The organism is Olsenella sp. KH3B4 (assembly GCA_900111695.1).
In the GTDB taxonomy this organism is placed as follows: domain Bacteria; phylum Actinomycetota; class Coriobacteriia; order Coriobacteriales; family Atopobiaceae; genus Tractidigestivibacter.
Map to the genome: position 1 here is coordinate 128,427 of FOHD01000002.1, position 17,493 is coordinate 145,919.

The following is a 17,493-nucleotide window of genomic DNA, read 5'->3' on the forward strand; positions in this document are numbered from 1 at the left end:
AGTGCTCACCAATGGTAAACCCCCGGCACGCACCGTCTACTAGGCAAGTCTCCCCACGCCTACATCTTTGCGAGAAGCGCCTCGACCTCCGGCCTCGTGGCCAGGTTGTCCGAAAACGCGCTCGCCGAGCCCGTGCAAACACCCATCTTGAACGCCGTCTCGTAGTCGCCCTTACTCTCGATCCAGCCGGTAAGGAAGCCGGCGACCATCGAGTCGCCCGCGCCAACGGTGTTGACCATGGTCCCCTTGGGCGCCTCACTCATGATCACGTCGCCCTTCTCGGGAACAAGCACCGCCCCCTCGCCACCCATGGAGACCAGCACGTTTCTGGCACCACGCTCCTGGAGCATGCGCGCGTAGGGCTCAACCTCCTCGCGGTGCGTGATGGTGGCGCCCACAATGTCGCCCAGCTCGTGGTTGTTGGGCTTCACCAGGAACGGATGGAACGGAAGAACGTTCACGAGAAGGTCGCGCTCGGCGTCGACCACAATGTCGATGCCGCGCCCGTCGAGGCGGCTCATGATGCGCTCGTAGATGTCGGCAGGGAGCATCGAGGGAACGTTTCCAGCAATAACGAGCAGGTCGCCGGCCTTGAGGGCATCCAGCTTTGCGTAGAGGGCATCGATGTCGGCTTCCGTGATCTTGGGGCCAAGGCCGTTGATGGCCGTCTCCTCCTTGGCCTTTGCCTTCACGTTGATGCGGCTCATACCCTCCTTGACCTCGATGAAGTCGCAGGTGGCACCGTAGGCGCTCATGCGTGCCTCTATCTCTTTTCCGGTGAAGCCGGCGATGAAGCCCAGCGCCGTGGAGGCATGCCCAAGGTTGGAGAGCACGATGGAGACGTTGATGCCCTTGCCTCCAGGTAGGACCTGCTCGTAGTTCACGCGGTTAATCTCGCCCAGGCGAAGGTCGTCGAGGCGAACGATGTAGTCGAGCGACGGGTTGAACGTTACGGTGTAAATCATGAGCTGCTCCCTACTTCCACGACATTGTCTGCATCATCAAAGCTTCCGTCCTCCGGAAGCCGGTCGGTGAGTATGGTCGCGTCCCCATAGGACGCGAAGGTAACGAGAGAGACTTGGGCGAACTTGCTCTGGTCGGCAAGCACGTAGCGCCGGAGCGTGTGCACCATGCTGACCTCCTTGACCTTAGCCTCGCTGTACTCGGGAGTAGTGAACCCAGCCTCGCGCGAGATGCCGTTGGTGCCCCAGAAGCCCAACGTGAAGTGGAGGTTCTCGAGCGACGCGATGGTTGCCTCCCCTACCAGCGCCTCCGTGAGCGGCTTAACCATTCCACCGGGGAGGTAGGTCCTGCATCCCTTGGCAAGAAGAAGCTGCGCATGGGGAATCGAGTTGGTGAAGTACGTGGCCTCCGTCTGGGTGATTGACTCGGCAAGCTGCATGGTCGAGGTACCCGCATCGATGTAGACGAAGTCATCCGGGCCTACAAGCGATGCCGCCCGCACGCCAATAGCACGCTTGGCAGCAGCGTTGACGTCGCGCTTCTGTGCCACGGAGGCATCGTGGAGGACGAGACGGGCACGGGAGGTCACATCCGTAGCCCCACCGCGCACACGGAGGAGCTGGTGCTGCTCATCGAGAACCGCAAGATCGCGCCGGATGGTCGACTCCGAGGCGCCGAGCGCCGCGATGAGTTCGGGCATGGTGACGGAGCCGCGCTCGCGCACGAGCCGAACAATGATGTCCTGACGCTCACGCGCAAGCATGCGCGCCACCTCCGTTGTCAACCGGCTAAGAGGGATTTTCGACACAGAGACGCTCTAGCCAAGATGGTACCGCAGTCTAGGCGCGAGACCCGCACGCTCCCCCAATGAACCGCCGTACGGGCCCCGCGCATGAGGTCATTGTCTCGCAAATCCAATCAATATCAATCAACTTCAGTCATATTCAGTCAAAATTCTGTGTTCAGGGCACAGCGGCGCCACGAATCGTGCGGGGTCTTCTCAGCCCCGTCGGGTGGGCCTTCTCAGCCCCGCAAGATTCCCAGGAGCGTCACAAAGCCGGGGAGAAGCACCATCGCCGCGGCGGCACTGCCGTCGAGCTGGCCAGACATCCCATAGAAGAGAAGCGAGAAGGCGAAGACGGCAACCACCGTAACAAGACCGCCCCAGGTCCCAGGCCGGGGATGCGCGTCGGCGCCAAAGAACGTGCGCAGCACGCAGATGGGGAGGCCCACCATCACGCCGATTCCAGCGGCGCACGCGATGGCTCGGGCAAAGGTTCCCAGCTGCTCCGCAATCTGGAAGGCAACCGCCATGCCAATGAACACCGCAAAGGCTCCCCCGGCAAGCTTGAGCAACTTGTCCTCCATGGCACGCCTCCTCTCGATGGCACTCTAGCCCCAGAAAGGCAGTCACACCTGCCACTCTATCGAGAAGATACTCCTGCAGCAGGCGCGTCAACGTGCCTGCCATGGGTAATGTCATATTCTTCGGAAGCCTCGCGATCAGATTGGCACACCTAGCCATTCTTTGATGCCACAAGTAAAGACCTTGCGGCCTCTAGTTGCCTACCGAAACCGCTCGCAATAGAAAGCCCCGCGCTCCCAAGACCACCAAGGGTGATCCGAGAGTACGGGGCTCCGGGGGTAATGACGCCGCAGCTAGCCCTTAGCTGCCTTGATGAACGCCTGGGCGCGGCTTGGATCCACATTGTTCCAAAGTATGCCCTCGTACTTAATACTCGTGCCAACAATAACGCCATCAGCATGTGGAAGAAGGCTGCCGATGTTGTCAACCCTTCCTCCACTGCCAATGATGATAGGCACTTCCGGAAAACGCTCCTTCAGATGGGCAATGTGTGATTCCTCTGGCGGAAGTCCAGCATGGGCGCCGCCAAAGAGTGCGCCTGCAATCGGCATATTGGCTACTCCCGCGTCAAGCATTTCTTCACTCGAACGCGTGTCGAGACATGTCCCCGCATGGGCCTCAAAGTACGTATAGACTCGGACATCATCGGCACCTATGCGACGCTGATAGCGGAATATCTCGCCTGGATTAAACTTCTGAGAGCCAAACAGCCCCTCGTACGAGCCGCTCACATAGGTTCTTACGAACTTGGCACCAATTGCTTTTGCAACAGCAAGCGTTGCAATCGGATCAATCAGCACTCCGCATCCAAATGGTACATGAATGTCGGATGCAACTTCCGTAGCGATTCGTACATAGTTCGCCACTGTCTCGGGACCGACGGGTGTGAGGTAAGGCCTATCTCCCTCGTTTGCGAAAACAAGAGCGTCAAACCCTGCATCCTGCAGGACTTCTGCGTCCTGCTTAAGACGAAGAATCTGCTCCTCAAGCGTGATACTGTCATCGGCAAAGGGGGTACCAGGCAGCGCCTGCATGTGTAGACACCCAATAACGGGTTTGGGAACTCCAAAAGTCTCTAAGTGCTTCTCCATCAGTGAAGGCATACTTTACTCCTTAATTGGTAAGCGTTTTTCTTACTCACGCTTGTGCTTGCTTCTACGAGAGAATGCCGAGCGGAGAGAGAACGATGGCAATCACAAACATCGCGATGATGATGGTCGTAGGCTTGGTTCCCTTCTTGATAAAGTGATAGGTAACCAAGAACGAGATGAGCGGCAGCAACTTGGGGAGAATAGTATCGAGGATCGACTGAATCTCGATGGTTCCTGTAGCCAATTCAAAAGTAAGCGGGCAGGAGATGGGAATCACGGTAGCGACCAGGCAGCCAAGCACCATCATTCCCATGGCGCCAAGACCCTCGGTAAGCTGCTTTACAAGACCACCGGCAAGCAGCTTGGTCACAGCGTTCTTTCCAAAACGGTACCCAGCGTTGTAGCAAAAATAGCCCACACCAAGTGCATAGATGCTGAAAAGCACAACCAGAAGAATTGGCCCGAGGGCGCTCCCCTGAGATGCAAGGCCAATGGCAATAGAAAGGAGAACCACCTTTACTAGGCTCTGAGTAACGGAGTCACCAATACCTGCCATGGGTCCCATGAGTGCAGTCTTGAGGTTGTTCTCCATATCATCGTCGATGTCCGCACCGTTCGCGCGCTCTTCCTCCATTGCCGCAGTGATGCCCGGAATAATGGAGCCCCAGGTATTCTCGGTGTTGAAGTAGGCAAGGTGTCGCTTGAGGCCTGCCGCGATTGCTTCGCGGTCGTCGCCATAGAGCTCTTCAAGGACGGGCACCATGCAGTGACAGAAGCCCAGCCCCATCATGCGCTCGTAGTTGTAACAAATTTGGCCCCAGCTCTGCCAGATGAACCAAGACTTACGGAGGGTCTTCTTGCTCAGATGTTTCTGTCCGTCAGCAGCCTCTTCTGCAATTTCCGTAGCCTCTTCGGGGCCAAAGGAAAAGCCCTCGAAGACATTAACGCCTTCCTTCGAGGTGTAAATGAGGTGCAATACGCCTGCCGCAGCGCCAATGATGGCGATAGGCATTGTACCGAGTTGGAGATAGGCGGCAAGGGCAAATCCGATTGCAAAAAACGGAAGAAGAGAAGCCTTGAAGAGAACGCTCATGAGCATTGCCAAGCCAAGAGCAGGAATCAGGTGGCCAGCAAGGGAGAGAATTGAGGTTACCTGAGACGGAATCACTGACATGAGCGATTCGAGAGCTGATGATCCAAAAAGCACGCAAAGGAATGAAGGGATTGCATACGTAATGAACGGGAAAATCTGCGAAGCAAATAGGTTCATGACGACCACGCCGCGGGCATTACCCTGCTCGGCATACTGGTCTGCCTTATGTACCCAGACCGAGTTGAGCGACATCTTGACATTAAAGCTCAGCAGGCCAAGAAGACCAAGGGGCACCGCAATCGTAAGACCAACTGAAGGGTCAGCCCCAGCGAGCATCGTCATGGCTACACCAAGATAGCCCGCGAGTGCATAGTCACTTGGGAGAGACCCTCCGATGGCGACCATCCCGATATAAGCCATCATCACGTTAGAGCCAACTGCCAGCCCGTAGGTCAGATTACCCAGAAGCAGACCGTTGACCAAACCCGCTACAAGAGGCGCGCCAAAATACACGGACCACCGCAGCCACATTGGGCATGCGGTAGCTGCATACCACGTGCAAAGCGCGATGATAAGCGCCTGCAATGCCAACATACTTTCACACTCCTAAGTCAGTAGCGCATTTTCTAAAGGACGTCATCAATTGGCACCTTGGGATCGGTGTAGAGCATCTGCAGGAACACGCTCACCCCCAGACCCTGCAGCTCACGAATCTGCGTCCGCTCTTCTTCAGATAGGAAGATGTTCTTTGTCACTTGAACACGACCGGGTACGGAACCAAGGTTTCCAAGGTTTAGTTCGGTCATCTCTGCAGAGCCACCTTTAAGCTCGCGCGCAAGCTCCAGAGCAGCGGAAATCTTCTTAAACAACAGCATGGTATGAGCGGGACTCTCGTCCGTCTTTAGAGCATCCGCAGCAGCTTTGACCGACAAAATATCGATCTGCATTCCAGCGGGAGCAGACATTGAGAGAACAGTCTTCATGAAATCGTCTTTGGCAATCTGGTCATCTACAACAACGATATGCGTGAGCTGCAGTCTCTTTGACCAAGATGCCATGACTTGTCCATGTATCAGGCGTTCGTCGACTCTCGTTGCAACAACGTCCATGGTGCCTCCTGTCCGACTTCGCGCGTTCCATTCGCGCCACCCAGCCAATGTTTACCTTCTGCATGAATCATTCTAAATTGGTGGGGCCATCCATTCTTTGTTGTATGGATGATTCACCGCAAACGGTTGAATTGCAACGGCAAGCGCAGATTTTTCTGCAGCATCTTTCTGTTCATATCCTTCCTATGCTTCCTGATACTTGTGGCTTGTACTAGTATTTTGAATGGATAGTTCATTCATAATTCAGGAGTACGACATGGACGCTTTTGAACAGATGAGACTTCACGCAGAAGACTTAACCCCTACGGAACTGAAGGTCCTGAATGCCGTCATGGACAATCCTGAAGGGATCCTTCAAAGCACAACGACCATGGCAGCTCAGCAAATCGGCGTCTCGCAGAGTGCCGTGAGTCGTTTTTGTCAGAAAGTCGGCTACGACAACTTTGGTGACTTCCGGATGAACCTCATGCTCTCGCTTTCGAGTAGCACGCCCACATCAAACTCGAAAGAAGATCAAGAACCGATAGACTATCTTTGTGACATGATGAGGGCAACAAACGAAGCCCTGGACAAAGACACTGTCTCTGGACTAACGGACCGAATACTCTCATCCAAGGCCATCTATACAGCCGGAGCAGGATTGAGCTCGCCTCCTGCCCTCATGCTTTCGATGGAATTGCTTAAGTACAAAATACCCTGCTACTACATGCAAAGCGGGCAAGAGATGATTTACATGCACGTAGCAAGCCCCGACGATTTGATTGTGATCTTCTCGTCGAAAAACGACACACAGCGTGTGCTCCTCAACGTCATTCAAGAGATGTCGCCGCAGAAACGACCCCATACCGTCATGGTTTCCCACGCGGCAGCGCATCCCCTTCGCAAGATGGCAGATGAGTTCATTCTCCTCCCCACCTGGCAGACCGAGCGATACCCTGTATACATCGAACCCATGACATCCATGCTTGCATTCTGCAGCATCCTTATGGTCGAAGTCTCAAAGCGGACAAAATCCGATCCAGAGATGCTTCCACCCATCGTAAACGGCAGGAGAAGACGTGCGTGAGGGCCTCGATCATTATTCTTCTCTTGCTAGGGGCATTACGCCTACTCGTGAAACAACTCAGAGCGTTTCTACTGCTAGGAACGCTCTTTATTTACGATAGGCTCTGCTTTTCGTACGTCTAATTCGCGGGCAGAGTTCACCTTTTTCTCATCTCTGAAACAAGAGAGTTGTTGCAGCCTGATAAAGCTCAAGATTGTGAGCCTCGACGAAGAAGATGAATCCGACGTAATTACGCATCGCAACGGGAGGATACGGCATGGCCGGCGAACAGGGCAAGAAGCACCGCATGGGACAGATGGCCAAAACCGTGCTTGCCGTCATTGGCGGCATCACCGTAGTTACCGTGCTTCTCGTGGCGGCGCTGGTGTACGAGCTTTCCTACGCCGTGAGCACCGTCGACACGTCAACCTCCCCAGACGGCAGGTACACGCTTGAGCTGCAATCTGTTGGAGAGCCCCTGTTCTTCTCCTCGGCAAACGTCCGTCTCCTCCTCAAGTTTGGCCGCTACGAGGTCTCGCGCGTGGACACGAGCATCGCAGACGACGGTGCGCGGGCACGCCCATCAAACTGGCAGGTAAGCTGGGAGGATACCGGCGCCGAGGTGCGGCTCAGGGGTTCGGAGCAAAGCGACGAGCTCGTGACCATGGGATTTGACGGAAGCGTATCCAGGGGCAGGGCGGTTGCGGACGAGAGCCTGGGTGACCTTCCGAACGCCACGACGGATGAGACCTCCGCGCCGCAGGCGCCCACCGGGGACGACGCCATGTCCTCCGGGCTGGCGCAGGAAGAAGCCGAGGAAATCGACACCGGTTACAGGGCTGTCTACGATGCGGTGCTCAAGCCGCAGGGCTATGGCTTTCAAGTGACCAACAACGCTAAGGGAGACGAGCAGATCATTCTCTCCAAGGACAGCGAGAAGGTCGTCCTGCTCATCTACGACCGCGAGTCTGCCAACGGCGCATGCGCGCTCTTTGCGCTAGAGAGCTGCCCCGTCGAGGACTACGGCAGCTGGTCAATCGACAACGCCTCCCTGCTCGACGAGTATGCGTACGTGCACGAGACGGGCCAGGTTATCGCGTCCGGGAAGACCTCGTGGTCTGATGCCGGCTCGCAGGAATACCGCGACGCCACCGGAGAGTAGCGGACTGGGACTTGACGGACTGGACTCCTCCTTGTACCTTAGAATTGAAATTGGTTCTCAATTTCAATTTATATTGTTAACCGCCACCGACTGCGGCGGCGCCTCGGAACAGGAGACACGCGTGGCAACCAGGGGCACCTACAACACGCGCCAGCGCCAGGCCGTCCTCGACTACCTCGCCGCACACACCGACCGCTACGTAAGCGTCGACGGGGCCTTCGATATGCTGAGATCCCAGGGAGTCGAGATTGGCCGTTCGACCATATACCGAACCCTTGAGACACTCGTCGGCGAGGGGATGGCGACAAAAATCGTTGCCCCTCACGGAGAAGTCGCCCTCTATCGCCTGGTAAACCAGGGCGAAGAGGACGCAGGTCAGCTGGTGTGCGTAGAGTGCGGCCACGTCTCAACCATTGACTGCGATGCCTTCCAGGAGTTCTCCCACCATGTGAGCACGGTACACGGCTTTACCATCGACCTCTCTCGGACCGTGCTCTACGGACGCTGCCCCCTCTGCGCAAAAAAACAGGTCGTAACCCATGCGTGAGTCTTTCCTCGGCAGTGAGGCTATCCACGGCAACGCCCATCGTACGGTCGCCATCCGCACATTCGCGCTCGCACTCGCAGTCCTTCTCGCTGTGGGCACGTTCCTCTCGGCGGAAGCGCTTGGCAAAGAAGTGCACCACCGGTGTACGGGCGAGGACTGCCCGATTTGCCAGCTCATGGCTGGTGCCGCCAGAGTGGTTGGCCGCAGCGCCACACCGGTGCCCCAGCCGCCACGCGTCCCCTCTGCGCGCCTGGTCCTTTCGCATCCCACGTCTCTTGTCGGCGTTGTCCTTGTCGTACTCTCCCCCGTCCTCCTGGGGGTCCGACTCGACATCTGATGGGTGCGGACTGCCTCATAACGCAATTCGCAACTGCCATCAGCCATGAGACTGGAGACATCCGAATGAACAACCGCATAAGCTCACGCCTCAACCCAACGATGGGTCGGCGTACCCTTCTCGGCCTTCTCGCCATCTCGACCGGGACGGCCCTTGTGGGCTGCTCGAACGCCGGCAACGGCACCTCGGCGCAGGAAGGCGACAAGGACACCGACGCACTCTCAATCTGCGCGAGCTTCTATCCCATGTACGACTTCGCGAGCAAGGTTGCCGGTGACCGGGCAACCGTCACCTGCCTTGTGCCCGCCGGGACCGAGCCGCACGATTGGGAGCCCTCGGCTGCGGACATCCGCACCATCATCGACTGCGACATGCTCGTCTACAACGGCGCAGGCATGGAGCACTGGGTCTCTGACGTAGCGGACGGCCTCTCGGACGAGAAGCCCGTCTTCGTATGCGCAAGCGACGGCCTCGACCTGCGCGAGCTGCCCGAAAGCGAGGCGGAGGAGAGCGACTCCGGCACCGATCCGCACGTCTGGCTCTCTCCGAGAACCGCCAAGCACGAGTTTGAGACCATCCGCGACGCCCTCGTGGCGCTCGACCCCAGCGGACGCGAGACGTATGACGCGAACTACGAACGGTGGGCGACAGAGTTCGAGGATCTCGACGCCGAGTTTGCGGACGGTCTCTCGAACCTCTCGAACAGGGACCTCGTGGTATCTCACGAGGCGTTTGGCTACCTCTGCGACGCCTACGGCCTCACGCAGCTCGCGATTGCAGGCATCGACGCCGAGGGCGAGCCAAACGCCCAGCAGATGGCAGATATCGCCCAGTTCGTACGCGAGAACAACGTAAAGACGATCTTCTCCGAGGAGCTTGTAAGTCCAAAGGTCGCGCAGGCCATCGCCAGCGAGACCGGCGCCACGGTCAAGGTGCTCAACCCGCTCGAGGGCCTCTCCGACGAGGAGCTAGCCAACGGTGAGGACTACTTCTCCGTCATGCGCGAAAACCTCGCGGCGCTGAGGGAGGCGCTGGCATGACGGCCGTGGCGTCCCAGGTGCCCGAGCCACGCGTGCCTCCGGTGGAGCTCTTGGGCGTGCGCTTCTCCTACGGCCGCGAAGAGGTTCTCCGCGGGGTGGACCTGTCGCTTGGGCCAGGCGAGGTCTGCTCCCTTATGGGCGATAACGGGGCGGGAAAGTCGACCATAGCCCGTCTCGCCATTGGGGAGCTGAGGCCCACGGCGGGCGTCGTCCGCCTCTTTGGCGAGAGCCCCTCGAGCTTTGGCAGGTGGGACCTTGTGGGATACCTCCCCCAGCTTCCCCCGGAGGCCGTGTCGCGCTTCCCGGCCACGGCACTCGAGCTTGTCAGTGCCTTCCAGGGCGCAGGCGCGAGGCGGCGCCGGTCGTCACGCACGCAGCGCCGCGAGTGGAGCCTGCATGCCCTTGAGCGGGTGGGAATGGCCGGACACGCCGCACGGATGATACGGGAGCTCTCGGGCGGCCAGCTCCAGCGCGTCCGCCTTGCCTGCGCCCTGGCTAACGGTCCAAGGCTTCTCGTCCTCGACGAACCCACGACGGGACTCGATCGAGAGAGCCGCGAGGAGCTCTGCGCACTGGTTGCTGCCGCGCACTCGAGCAGCGGGCTGGCAGTGCTTCTCGTCACGCATGACCAGGAGGTCATTGGGGGCCTCGGGGGAAGCGTCCTTGTTGTCGAGAACGGTCTGGTTTCGAGAAGGGAGAGCTAGGCGATGCTCGAATATGCGTTCATGCAGCGCGGGCTTCTCGCTGGCCTGCTCTTGGGCGTCGTGATCCCCCTCGTAGGCATGACCGTCGTGCAGCGGAGGCTCTCGATGATTGGCGACGCTCTCTCGCACGCATCGCTCGCAGGCGTCGCCGCGGGCCTCGTAGGCGGGGCGAGCCCCATAGCCGGGGCGATCGTGGCGTGTCTTGTGGGCGCCCTCTGCATAGAGGGCACGCGGCGGGCCCTGAGAGGCCAGGCGGAGCTGGCCGTGGCCGTCATCCTGGCTGTGGGTGTGGGCACCGCAGGCGTGCTCTCGGGCTTTATTTCCAACGCCTCGAGCCTTAACAGCTACCTCTTTGGCAGCATTCTCACCATGTCGAACAACGAGGTGGTCACTATCGTTGCGGTATGCGTCGTGGCCGCAGTAGCCTGCGCTGCCTTGAGAAGAAGCTTATTTCTCATGTCCTTCGACGAGCGGCAGGCACGCACCGCGGGGGTTGCCGTCGAGGCAGTTAACCTTGCGTTCATGGTAGTGGTCGCCCTTGTGGTGGCCGTGGCGTCACGCACCGTGGGCTCGCTCATCGTCTCATCGATGATGGTTGTCCCCGTTGCCTGCGGGCTGCAAGTGGCGCATAGCTGGCGGCAGGCATGCGCCCTCTCGAGCCTTGCGGGCGTGGCGTCTACGGCGCTCGGCCTTGTCGCCTCCTATTATCTGGGACTTAGGCCGGGCGGCACGATAGTCCTGGTGGCCATTGGTCTCTTATTGCTGATGTTTGTCGTTAGACGGCTGTCAAGAGGGGCATAAGACAACGCTGCTGGGAGGCCGCCGCGTTTGGAGACCTGCCAGCAGCAGCTTCTCACAGGTACTCGAGGAAGCGGCGCGCGGCTCGAGGCAGCGCGCCGTCGCGGTACACCACGCGAATGTCCCGGTATGTGGCCGGATCGAGCGGCTTGACCGCAATGGCGTAGGGGTTCCTCCGCAGGATGAGCGCCGGAAGGATCGAGAGCCCCAGGCCACTTTCGACCATCGACATGATGGCGTAGTCATCCCAGGTGGAGAAGCGCGCGTTGGGCGAGAGGCCCGCACGCTCGAAGATGGGGGTTATCTCGTCGTCTTGACCGCGCTCTAGCACGATGAACGGTTCCTCGCAAAGCGCCGAGACGGGCACGGCCGCCTCGTCCGCCAGACGATGCCCAGCTGGGAGCACGGCCATGAGCTCGTCTCGCTCCACCACGCGCTCGGCAAGGCCGGAGTAGCGCGGCGCCCGCGGCAGAAAACCAAAGTCCACGCGGCCAGACGCCACCCACCCGTCAATCTCGGTGTAGTCGCCCATGAGCAGCTCGTACTCGATGGCCGGGTAGTCCTTCTGGAAACGGCCAATGACCTTGGGCAGGATATGCGTGGCCACAGACGAGAAGGTCCCTATGCGGATGCTGCCCGCGGCAAGCCCGTTGAGGTCATCTATCTGCGACTCCAGGCGACGATAATCGTCGCACACGCCCTCCACGAAGGGCAGCACCGCGCGCCCCTCACTGGTGAGCGTCACTCCCGCTCGGCTGCGCTCGAGAAGCGTCATGCCCCAATCGCGCTCGAGGTCGGCGATCATGCGGCTCACGCCGGACTGCGTGTAGGAGAGCGAACGCGCTGCCCGCGTGAAGCTGCCCGTACGCACGGTCTCGACAAACGCTTGGTACTTCTGGATGTTTGCGTCCATGGGACCCCTTCTTCGAGCGCAGCGCTACCGTTGCCGACGGCCTTGGCAATTTCATAACAAATCGTCATGTATTACATGATAAACATTCGCTTTTCTCAGCATACACACTCTGCGAAAGTGTTTGAGGAAATTAGGGTGCCGTGGGAGGTCATGCATGTCGCGCGCGTCGAGAAAGTACCTGCTGTCACTGCTCGTCTTTGGCTCGAACGGCATCATCGCTAGCCAGATCTCGCTTCCCAGCTGGCAGATTGTCCTGCTCCGCACCCTTCTTGGGGGCACGCTGCTCGCACTTATCGTGCTAGGTGCCCGCAAGCGCCCGGCTTTTCTCGACCATCCGCGCGACGCCGCCTTTCTTGCTGCGTCCGGCGCCGCCCTGGGCGTGGGCTGGATCTTCCTCTTTGAGGCATACCGACTCATTGGCGTGGGCATTGCGTCGCTCGCCTACTACTGCGGGCCAGTCATCGTGATGGCGCTCTCGCCCGTCCTCTTCCACGAGCGACTCACCCCCGCCAAGCTCCTAGGGTTCGCGGCCGTGATCTGCGGGGCGTTTCTCGTGGTTGCTCAGGGACAGGGCGCGGCGCTCTCGCCGTGGGGCCTTGCGTGTGGCGGCATGTCTGCCGTGATGTACGCGGTGATGGTCATCTGCAGCAAGCGCGCGTCCAACGCCGTGGCGGGCATCGAGGCATCGGCCATCCAGCTGGTGGCGAGCTTTGCCGCCGTTGCCGTGTTTGCGCTTGTCGCCCACGGCTCCGAGCTGGCCGTGCCCTTCTCGGCAAACTGGCCCGCCATTCTCTGCCTGGGCCTCGTGAACACCGGTTTTGGCTGCTACCTGTACTTCTCCGCCATGGGGCAACTGCCCGTGCAGCGTGTCTCGGTCTGGGGCTACCTCGAGCCGCTCTCTGCCGTGATCTTCTCGGCACTCATCCTGGGCGAGGCGCTCACGCCCGCAAACGTCGCGGGCACGGTACTTATCCTGGGCGGTGCGATCTTCTGCGAGGCCGCCGGCAAGCGCCATGGTGCCACGGAGACCAGCCACCGCCTTGCAAGCGCTCGCTCCGCCGGCAATCTCGCCGCGTAGAAGCCGCTGGAGAAGTGCCCATACCCCCCTCTCGCGGACGCTCGCCCCTCCTTCGGGGCACCGGCATCTGCCTCGTTGCCATTTAACGATGATGTGGGGCCGTTCCCGCCTGTGGGGCCGTTCTCGCCTGTGGGGCCGTTCTCGACTGTGGGGCCGTTCTCGCCCACAATTATTGAACGATATTCCTGCTTATTTTTTCATCAACTGCGGAAACTATCTCTTGACAAGAATTTTCGCGCAATAATTTCGATTGCTCGCCGGGCTTGCGTGGTGCACGACGCTCAATAATTTCGATTGCTCGCCGGGCTTGCGGGGTGCTCGCCAAACCTGAGGGGCGCATGACCAGGTCGGCAATCACCCGCACCTTGGGCTCCGTGGGAATCCCAAGAGAACTTGAAAGGGCAAGGCAGCTGAAAGCAAAGTTGTCGCATACTTGCATGCAAGCGAACAGGTTATAGAGATGAGGACGTCACGATGGGGCTTGAGACAAAAGGTCAGATGCATGCTGACCAGGGCAAGGGCGCAGCGCCGGCCCCTGCGCCAACGCACAAGCCGTCGCGTCTCGCCCACCTGGTAGCAAACCTTGGACGCATCGATGGTCGCACCCTTGCCTACGTGCTGCTCATCATCGTGGCCTGTGCCTTGGCCATAGTTGCCATCTCCGCGATGGCACAGATGCTTATCTCGTCGCCCTCTGCAGCAAGCTCAATCGCCAGACCCCGCTAGTCGAGCAGTACTTCCGGCAAGCGCCCGGCTACCCAAGCACCCCCGCAACAACAAGCACGACAACAAGCACAGCCGCGGCCACTGCGACAACTGCCACAACCCGCAGCGTGTCACGCCGCGCCTGCTCGCGGCGACGGTGCGCATACACCAGCGCCTCGGCATCGCGCGCGTCGGCCGCGCCGTAATTACCCGTCCCATACGTAGAAGCAGCTGGAACGCGCCGCGCAGGAGCGGCCCCACGCACCGCAGGTGCAGCGGGCGATGCGCTCGGCGCGCGCCTTCTCCCATCGCGACCTGCCGTGTTGCCGTCATGCCGCGACGCAGTTGGAGGCACGCGCACGGCTCCGGAGGCCGCGCGCGTACCCTTAGATTTGCCAAACAATGCCATGAGACCTCCGCCCCCATTGGGGCAGCTGGCCCCTTACGATACGACGCGCCGAGAAAGACGCGCCGCCTGCACTTCGATGATACCGACACGCGCCAACAAGGCAACCCGACGCCACGTAAGCTCCGGCACACTGACACGCAGCTTGAAGCGCCTACGAACAAGCGAGCCAGCGCCCTACCCTACTCCATGCGCCGCCTGATACTCGAAGCTTCCCAGCTCATAGGTGCCAAAGATGCGCATGCGCTTGAGCTGCATGGGGTCATCACCCGGATGCACCTGCCCGTACTGCGTGGTAAACGCAAGCAGAAAGCCCGCCTGCTCCACCCCCGAGGGCGCCGCGTCGGAGACGTCGCCAAACGGGTACGCAAAGGCGTCGCTGGTCTTGAGGACGTCTGCAGACTGCTCAAGGTCCTTCGCGACCTCGTCGGAGGTGAGGTCGTAGATGCGGCCGCCGTGCCCCTTGCCCGAGGTTCCCGCCCGGTGCAAGTCGTACGAGTGCGACTGGAAGTCTACATACGGGCTAGCATAGTTCAGCTTGTCCTGGATGTCGGCGTCACTGCAGATGACAAACGAGGTGGCAGGAATCTTATGACTCTCGAGCAGGGGAATTGCATAGGTGAGGAATCCCTCGGAGCCATCGTCAAAGGTGAGCACTACTGACTTTGCCGGCAGCGAGTGGCCTCCCTCGATGTAGGCGCGCACCTCGGCCCACGAGGGGAAGTAGTAGCCATTCTCGTTGAGCCAGGAAAGCTGCTGATCGAGCAGCGTTGTCGAGATGAGGTTCTGGTCACTCGACGCACCCTCGGGCGGGTTGGCCGCGTCGTAGACGTCGTGATACATGAAGACCGAGATGCCGTCCTCATCCCAGCCGCCGTCGACGTCGTCCACCACATGCACGGTGCGCGTGGCCGTAGCCACCATGCCGGCGGAGTCCTCGACCGTATACGTAACGGTGTAGTCTCCAAGCGTCGTGGTGTCGACCTCGCCCGAGGCGGTGACTTTGTCCGTGATCATCCCGTCCGCGCGGTCGTGCGCGTAGCAGCCGCCGTCCACGTAGCCCTCGCCGCGTTTGACGTAGGTGTCGGCGCTGCCGCCCAGCGTCATCACGATGCTGCCATCGTTCTGGACGCCCGCGGCCTGTGCGACCTGTTCCGTACCCTGGGAGCCCGTGCCCTGCTCGCCCTGAGAGGCGCTTGCGTCCCCGCTCCCGGAGCCCCCGACGTCTGGCAGGGAGAGCCCCACCCCACCGCGGGCGGCAATGATGCCCGCGACAAGTGCAACCAGGCAGGCAACGGCGATAAGAACCCCCATGCGCACGGCCCGCGAGCGCCGCTCCTTGCGATGGCGCTCGGCGTACGAGCGAGCCTGCTCGGCCCTAGCAGGAGGCTGCGAGTGCAAGGGCTCCGCAGGTCGAAGCACGCGCACGTCGCTCGCCCCCTGGCGGCGACGGTGTGTGCCGTGCTGCTGCGCATGCTGGCGAGTGCCATCCGCAGAGCTGGCGACCTTCTCGCCAGGCTCCTCCGGCACGTATCGCGAGACGCGAATGTCGTCTCGCCCAGCACGTCCCCTGTAGTTGTTCTCCCTGTGCACCATGAGCCATCACCAATCCAGCCAGGGCCGCCCAACTCGGCCTTCTTGACCTTAAAGGATAGCAAAGGCCGTGGACTACAATTGGGCATGCGTGCTCGACCACGGCGCGCGACCATCCAACGGCCTCGTCGAGAGGGACACCATGCCCAAGGTAAGCATCATCGTTCCCGTCTACAACGCCCAAGAGACGCTGCGCAGGTGCGTCGACAGCATCCTGGGGCAGGAGTACCGAGACTTCGAGCTTATCCTCGCCGACGACGGCAGCACGGACGGCTCGCCCGCCCTCTGCGACGAGTACGCCGAGAAGGACAGCCGTGTGCGCGTGCTCCACAAGGAAAACTCCGGGGTCTCGGACACGCGCAACAAGGCGCTTGACGCCGCACACGGCGACTACGTGCAGTTTCTCGACTCCGATGACTGGATTGCGCCCGAGGCCACGCGACTTCTCGTGCGCGCCATGGAGGAGAACAGCTGCGACATGGTCATCGCGGACTTCTACCGAGTGATTGGCAGCAAGGTCTCGCGCAAGGGCGACATCGACGCCGAGGGCGTCCTCTCGCGCGAGGAGTTTGGCGACTACATGATCCAGAACCCCTCGGACTTCTACTTTGGCGTGGTGTGGAACAAGCTCTACCGCCGCGACATCATCGAGAAGTACCAGCTTCGCATGGACGTCACGCTCAGCTGGTGCGAGGACTTCATCTTCAACATGGAGTACGAGCTGCACTGCAAGCGCATCTACCCGCTGCAGGTCCCCGTGTACTACTACGTGCGAACCAGGGGATCGCTGGCCAGCCAGGGCGCCAATCCCGCCAAGGTCGTGCAGATGAAGCTCAACGTGATCGAGTACTACAACGACTTCTACAAGCAGGTCTTTGACGAGGAGGACTACCGCGCGCGCCGCCCCGACATCTATCGCTTCTACATCGAGTCCGCCGGGGACGGCGACATCATGCCGTGGCAGCGCTCGGCCAAGCTGGGCGAGGAGCGCGTGCCCGTCTACGTGAACCCCAAGATGGAGCCCGATGCGCTTCTCGGCCTGTACTTTGAGGAAAAGCTTGTCGAGAGGAACCTCGAGCTTGTGGCCGCGCGGTTTGACCTCACCCCACGCGACGTGCGGCTCCTTGCCTTTGTACGGCTGGGGACGGTCTTCTCGGGTCGAGACGAGCTGGCGGACTACTGCGGCTTCTCTGTCCTGCAGCTGGCGCGCACCCTGCAACGGCTGCAGGCAAAGCGCCTGATCACCGTGGAGACGCGCGTCGAGCGCACAGAGGCGGTCGACGAGGCGGTGGCCACCGTGGCACCAGGAAGCGCTGCGGCAACGGGGACGACAAAAACCAAGCTCCTCGTAGTCACGCCGACCGAGCAGGCGCAGACCGTGATGGAGGCCATTGCCGAGGCGCTTCGCGACTGCGACCGCGTGCGCTGCTCGTCGATGGACGAGGACGAGGCAAACCGCTATCGGAGCGACCGCAAGAAGGCTCTCGAGAGCATTCGGCGCACCCTGGCGTAGGGTGGCCGGCATTTCTCGGCACGCGCCGCT

19 protein-coding genes are annotated in these 17,493 nt (G+C 60.4%); 10 read left to right on the forward strand and 9 right to left on the reverse strand.

What is annotated here, in order from left to right; genetic code table 11:
- Positions 1–59: 59 nt before the first annotated feature.
- The 6 genes from pfkB to BMX94_RS02555 all read right to left on the reverse strand — a co-directional run bounded on the left by pfkB (position 60) and on the right by BMX94_RS02555 (position 5,622).
- Positions 60–965 (reverse strand): 1-phosphofructokinase, encoded by a 906-nt coding sequence (gene pfkB / locus BMX94_RS02530; RefSeq protein ID WP_091003086.1) that lies wholly within the window; start codon positions 963–965, stop codon positions 60–62.
- A complete protein-coding gene (locus BMX94_RS02535) occupies positions 962–1,726 on the reverse strand; it encodes a DeoR/GlpR family DNA-binding transcription regulator (RefSeq protein ID WP_091003088.1) in 765 nt (254 codons plus the stop codon). Before BMX94_RS02535 ends, pfkB begins: the two co-directional genes overlap by 4 nt.
- Positions 1,727–1,986: 260 nt before the next feature.
- Positions 1,987–2,331: a hypothetical protein gene (locus BMX94_RS02540; protein WP_091003091.1), complete on the reverse strand. Its 345-nt coding sequence runs from the start codon at positions 2,329–2,331 to the stop codon at positions 1,987–1,989.
- A gap of 291 nt (positions 2,332–2,622) precedes the next feature.
- A complete protein-coding gene (locus BMX94_RS02545) occupies positions 2,623–3,432 on the reverse strand; it encodes a BtpA/SgcQ family protein (RefSeq protein WP_091003093.1) in 810 nt (269 codons plus the stop codon).
- Between the two features lie 52 nt (positions 3,433–3,484).
- The gene (locus BMX94_RS02550) at positions 3,485–5,107 is read right to left on the reverse strand and encodes a PTS system mannose/fructose/sorbose family transporter subunit IID (protein WP_091003095.1); all 1,623 of its coding nucleotides are present in this window, start codon (positions 5,105–5,107) and stop codon (positions 3,485–3,487) included.
- 32 nt (positions 5,108–5,139) lie between these two features.
- Positions 5,140–5,622 (reverse strand): PTS sugar transporter subunit IIB, encoded by a 483-nt coding sequence (locus tag BMX94_RS02555; RefSeq protein WP_091003096.1) that lies wholly within the window; start codon positions 5,620–5,622, stop codon positions 5,140–5,142.
- 256 nt (positions 5,623–5,878) lie between these two features.
- On the opposite strand from BMX94_RS02555, the gene BMX94_RS02560 reads away from it, so the two are divergent.
- The 7 genes from BMX94_RS02560 (at position 5,879) to BMX94_RS02590 (ending at position 11,258) form a co-directional block, all read left to right on the forward strand.
- Positions 5,879–6,688, forward strand: a complete 810-nt coding sequence (locus BMX94_RS02560) for a MurR/RpiR family transcriptional regulator (protein WP_177171298.1) — start codon at positions 5,879–5,881, stop codon at positions 6,686–6,688.
- A 256-nt stretch (positions 6,689–6,944) separates the two neighbouring features.
- Positions 6,945–7,829, forward strand: a complete 885-nt coding sequence (locus BMX94_RS02565; RefSeq protein ID WP_091003099.1) for a hypothetical protein — start codon at positions 6,945–6,947, stop codon at positions 7,827–7,829.
- A 121-nt stretch (positions 7,830–7,950) separates the two neighbouring features.
- On the forward strand, positions 7,951–8,376 hold the full coding sequence (locus tag BMX94_RS02570; protein ID WP_286159991.1) for a Fur family transcriptional regulator: 426 nt from the start codon (positions 7,951–7,953) through the stop codon (positions 8,374–8,376).
- On the forward strand, positions 8,369–8,713 hold the full coding sequence (locus BMX94_RS02575) for a hypothetical protein (protein WP_091003103.1): 345 nt from the start codon (positions 8,369–8,371) through the stop codon (positions 8,711–8,713). The genes BMX94_RS02570 and BMX94_RS02575 overlap by 8 nt, the downstream gene beginning before the upstream one ends.
- 65 nt (positions 8,714–8,778) lie before the next feature.
- A complete protein-coding gene (locus BMX94_RS02580; RefSeq protein ID WP_091003105.1) occupies positions 8,779–9,753 on the forward strand; it encodes a metal ABC transporter substrate-binding protein in 975 nt (324 codons plus the stop codon).
- The gene (locus BMX94_RS02585; RefSeq protein WP_091003107.1) at positions 9,750–10,457 is read left to right on the forward strand and encodes a metal ABC transporter ATP-binding protein; all 708 of its coding nucleotides are present in this window, start codon (positions 9,750–9,752) and stop codon (positions 10,455–10,457) included. Before BMX94_RS02580 ends, BMX94_RS02585 begins: the two co-directional genes overlap by 4 nt.
- Before the next feature lie 3 nt (positions 10,458–10,460).
- On the forward strand, positions 10,461–11,258 hold the full coding sequence (locus tag BMX94_RS02590; RefSeq protein ID WP_091003109.1) for a metal ABC transporter permease: 798 nt from the start codon (positions 10,461–10,463) through the stop codon (positions 11,256–11,258).
- Positions 11,259–11,310: 52 nt separating this feature from the next.
- Here BMX94_RS02590 and BMX94_RS02595 read toward each other — a convergent pair whose 3' ends face one another.
- Positions 11,311–12,168: a LysR family transcriptional regulator gene (locus BMX94_RS02595; RefSeq protein WP_091003111.1), complete on the reverse strand. Its 858-nt coding sequence runs from the start codon at positions 12,166–12,168 to the stop codon at positions 11,311–11,313.
- Positions 12,169–12,322: 154 nt separating this feature from the next.
- Here BMX94_RS02595 and BMX94_RS02600 point away from each other — a divergent pair, with 154 nt between their 5' ends.
- Together BMX94_RS02600 and BMX94_RS02605 are read left to right on the forward strand one after the other, a co-directional pair.
- Complete coding sequence (locus BMX94_RS02600; protein ID WP_091003112.1) at positions 12,323–13,246, forward strand: DMT family transporter; 924 nt, start codon at positions 12,323–12,325, stop codon at positions 13,244–13,246.
- Positions 13,247–13,720: 474 nt separating this feature from the next.
- On the forward strand, positions 13,721–13,972 hold the full coding sequence (locus BMX94_RS02605) for a hypothetical protein (RefSeq protein WP_143052249.1): 252 nt from the start codon (positions 13,721–13,723) through the stop codon (positions 13,970–13,972).
- Between the two features lie 28 nt (positions 13,973–14,000).
- Here BMX94_RS02605 and BMX94_RS10495 read toward each other — a convergent pair whose 3' ends face one another.
- Both BMX94_RS10495 and BMX94_RS02615 read right to left on the reverse strand, forming a co-directional pair.
- Positions 14,001–14,360 (reverse strand): hypothetical protein, encoded by a 360-nt coding sequence (locus BMX94_RS10495; RefSeq protein WP_143052250.1) that lies wholly within the window; start codon positions 14,358–14,360, stop codon positions 14,001–14,003.
- 174 nt (positions 14,361–14,534) lie between these two features.
- Positions 14,535–15,953 (reverse strand): polysaccharide deacetylase family protein, encoded by a 1,419-nt coding sequence (locus BMX94_RS02615; RefSeq protein ID WP_218138444.1) that lies wholly within the window; start codon positions 15,951–15,953, stop codon positions 14,535–14,537.
- 67 nt (positions 15,954–16,020) lie between these two features.
- Here BMX94_RS02615 and BMX94_RS02620 point away from each other — a divergent pair, with 67 nt between their 5' ends.
- Entirely contained in the window at positions 16,021–17,463 is a 1,443-nt protein-coding gene (locus BMX94_RS02620; protein WP_091003117.1) for a glycosyltransferase family 2 protein, read from the forward strand.
- The last annotated feature ends 30 nt before the right edge of the window (positions 17,464–17,493 follow it).

Bases quoted from the DNA above. Each gene is read 5' to 3' on its own strand.
- pfkB (WP_091003086.1), bottom strand. From the start codon at position 965: ATGATTTACACCGTAACGTTCAACCCGTCGCTCGACTACATCGTTCGC.
- BMX94_RS02535 (WP_091003088.1), bottom strand. From the start codon at position 1,726: ATGCTTGCGCGTGAGCGTCAGGACATCATTGTTCGGCTCGTGCGCGAG.
- BMX94_RS02540 (WP_091003091.1), bottom strand. From the start codon at position 2,331: ATGGAGGACAAGTTGCTCAAGCTTGCCGGGGGAGCCTTTGCGGTGTTC.
- BMX94_RS02545 (WP_091003093.1), bottom strand. From the start codon at position 3,432: ATGCCTTCACTGATGGAGAAGCACTTAGAGACTTTTGGAGTTCCCAAA.
- BMX94_RS02550 (WP_091003095.1), bottom strand. From the start codon at position 5,107: ATGTTGGCATTGCAGGCGCTTATCATCGCGCTTTGCACGTGGTATGCA.
- BMX94_RS02555 (WP_091003096.1), bottom strand. From the start codon at position 5,622: ATGGACGTTGTTGCAACGAGAGTCGACGAACGCCTGATACATGGACAA.
- BMX94_RS02560 (WP_177171298.1), top strand. From the start codon at position 5,879: ATGGACGCTTTTGAACAGATGAGACTTCACGCAGAAGACTTAACCCCT.
- BMX94_RS02565 (WP_091003099.1), top strand. From the start codon at position 6,945: ATGGCCGGCGAACAGGGCAAGAAGCACCGCATGGGACAGATGGCCAAA.
- BMX94_RS02575 (WP_091003103.1), top strand. From the start codon at position 8,369: ATGCGTGAGTCTTTCCTCGGCAGTGAGGCTATCCACGGCAACGCCCAT.
- BMX94_RS02580 (WP_091003105.1), top strand. From the start codon at position 8,779: ATGAACAACCGCATAAGCTCACGCCTCAACCCAACGATGGGTCGGCGT.
- BMX94_RS02585 (WP_091003107.1), top strand. From the start codon at position 9,750: ATGACGGCCGTGGCGTCCCAGGTGCCCGAGCCACGCGTGCCTCCGGTG.
- BMX94_RS02590 (WP_091003109.1), top strand. From the start codon at position 10,461: ATGCTCGAATATGCGTTCATGCAGCGCGGGCTTCTCGCTGGCCTGCTC.
- BMX94_RS02595 (WP_091003111.1), bottom strand. From the start codon at position 12,168: ATGGACGCAAACATCCAGAAGTACCAAGCGTTTGTCGAGACCGTGCGT.
- BMX94_RS02600 (WP_091003112.1), top strand. From the start codon at position 12,323: ATGTCGCGCGCGTCGAGAAAGTACCTGCTGTCACTGCTCGTCTTTGGC.
- BMX94_RS02605 (WP_143052249.1), top strand. From the start codon at position 13,721: ATGGGGCTTGAGACAAAAGGTCAGATGCATGCTGACCAGGGCAAGGGC.
- BMX94_RS10495 (WP_143052250.1), bottom strand. From the start codon at position 14,360: ATGGCATTGTTTGGCAAATCTAAGGGTACGCGCGCGGCCTCCGGAGCC.
- BMX94_RS02615 (WP_218138444.1), bottom strand. From the start codon at position 15,953: ATGGTGCACAGGGAGAACAACTACAGGGGACGTGCTGGGCGAGACGAC.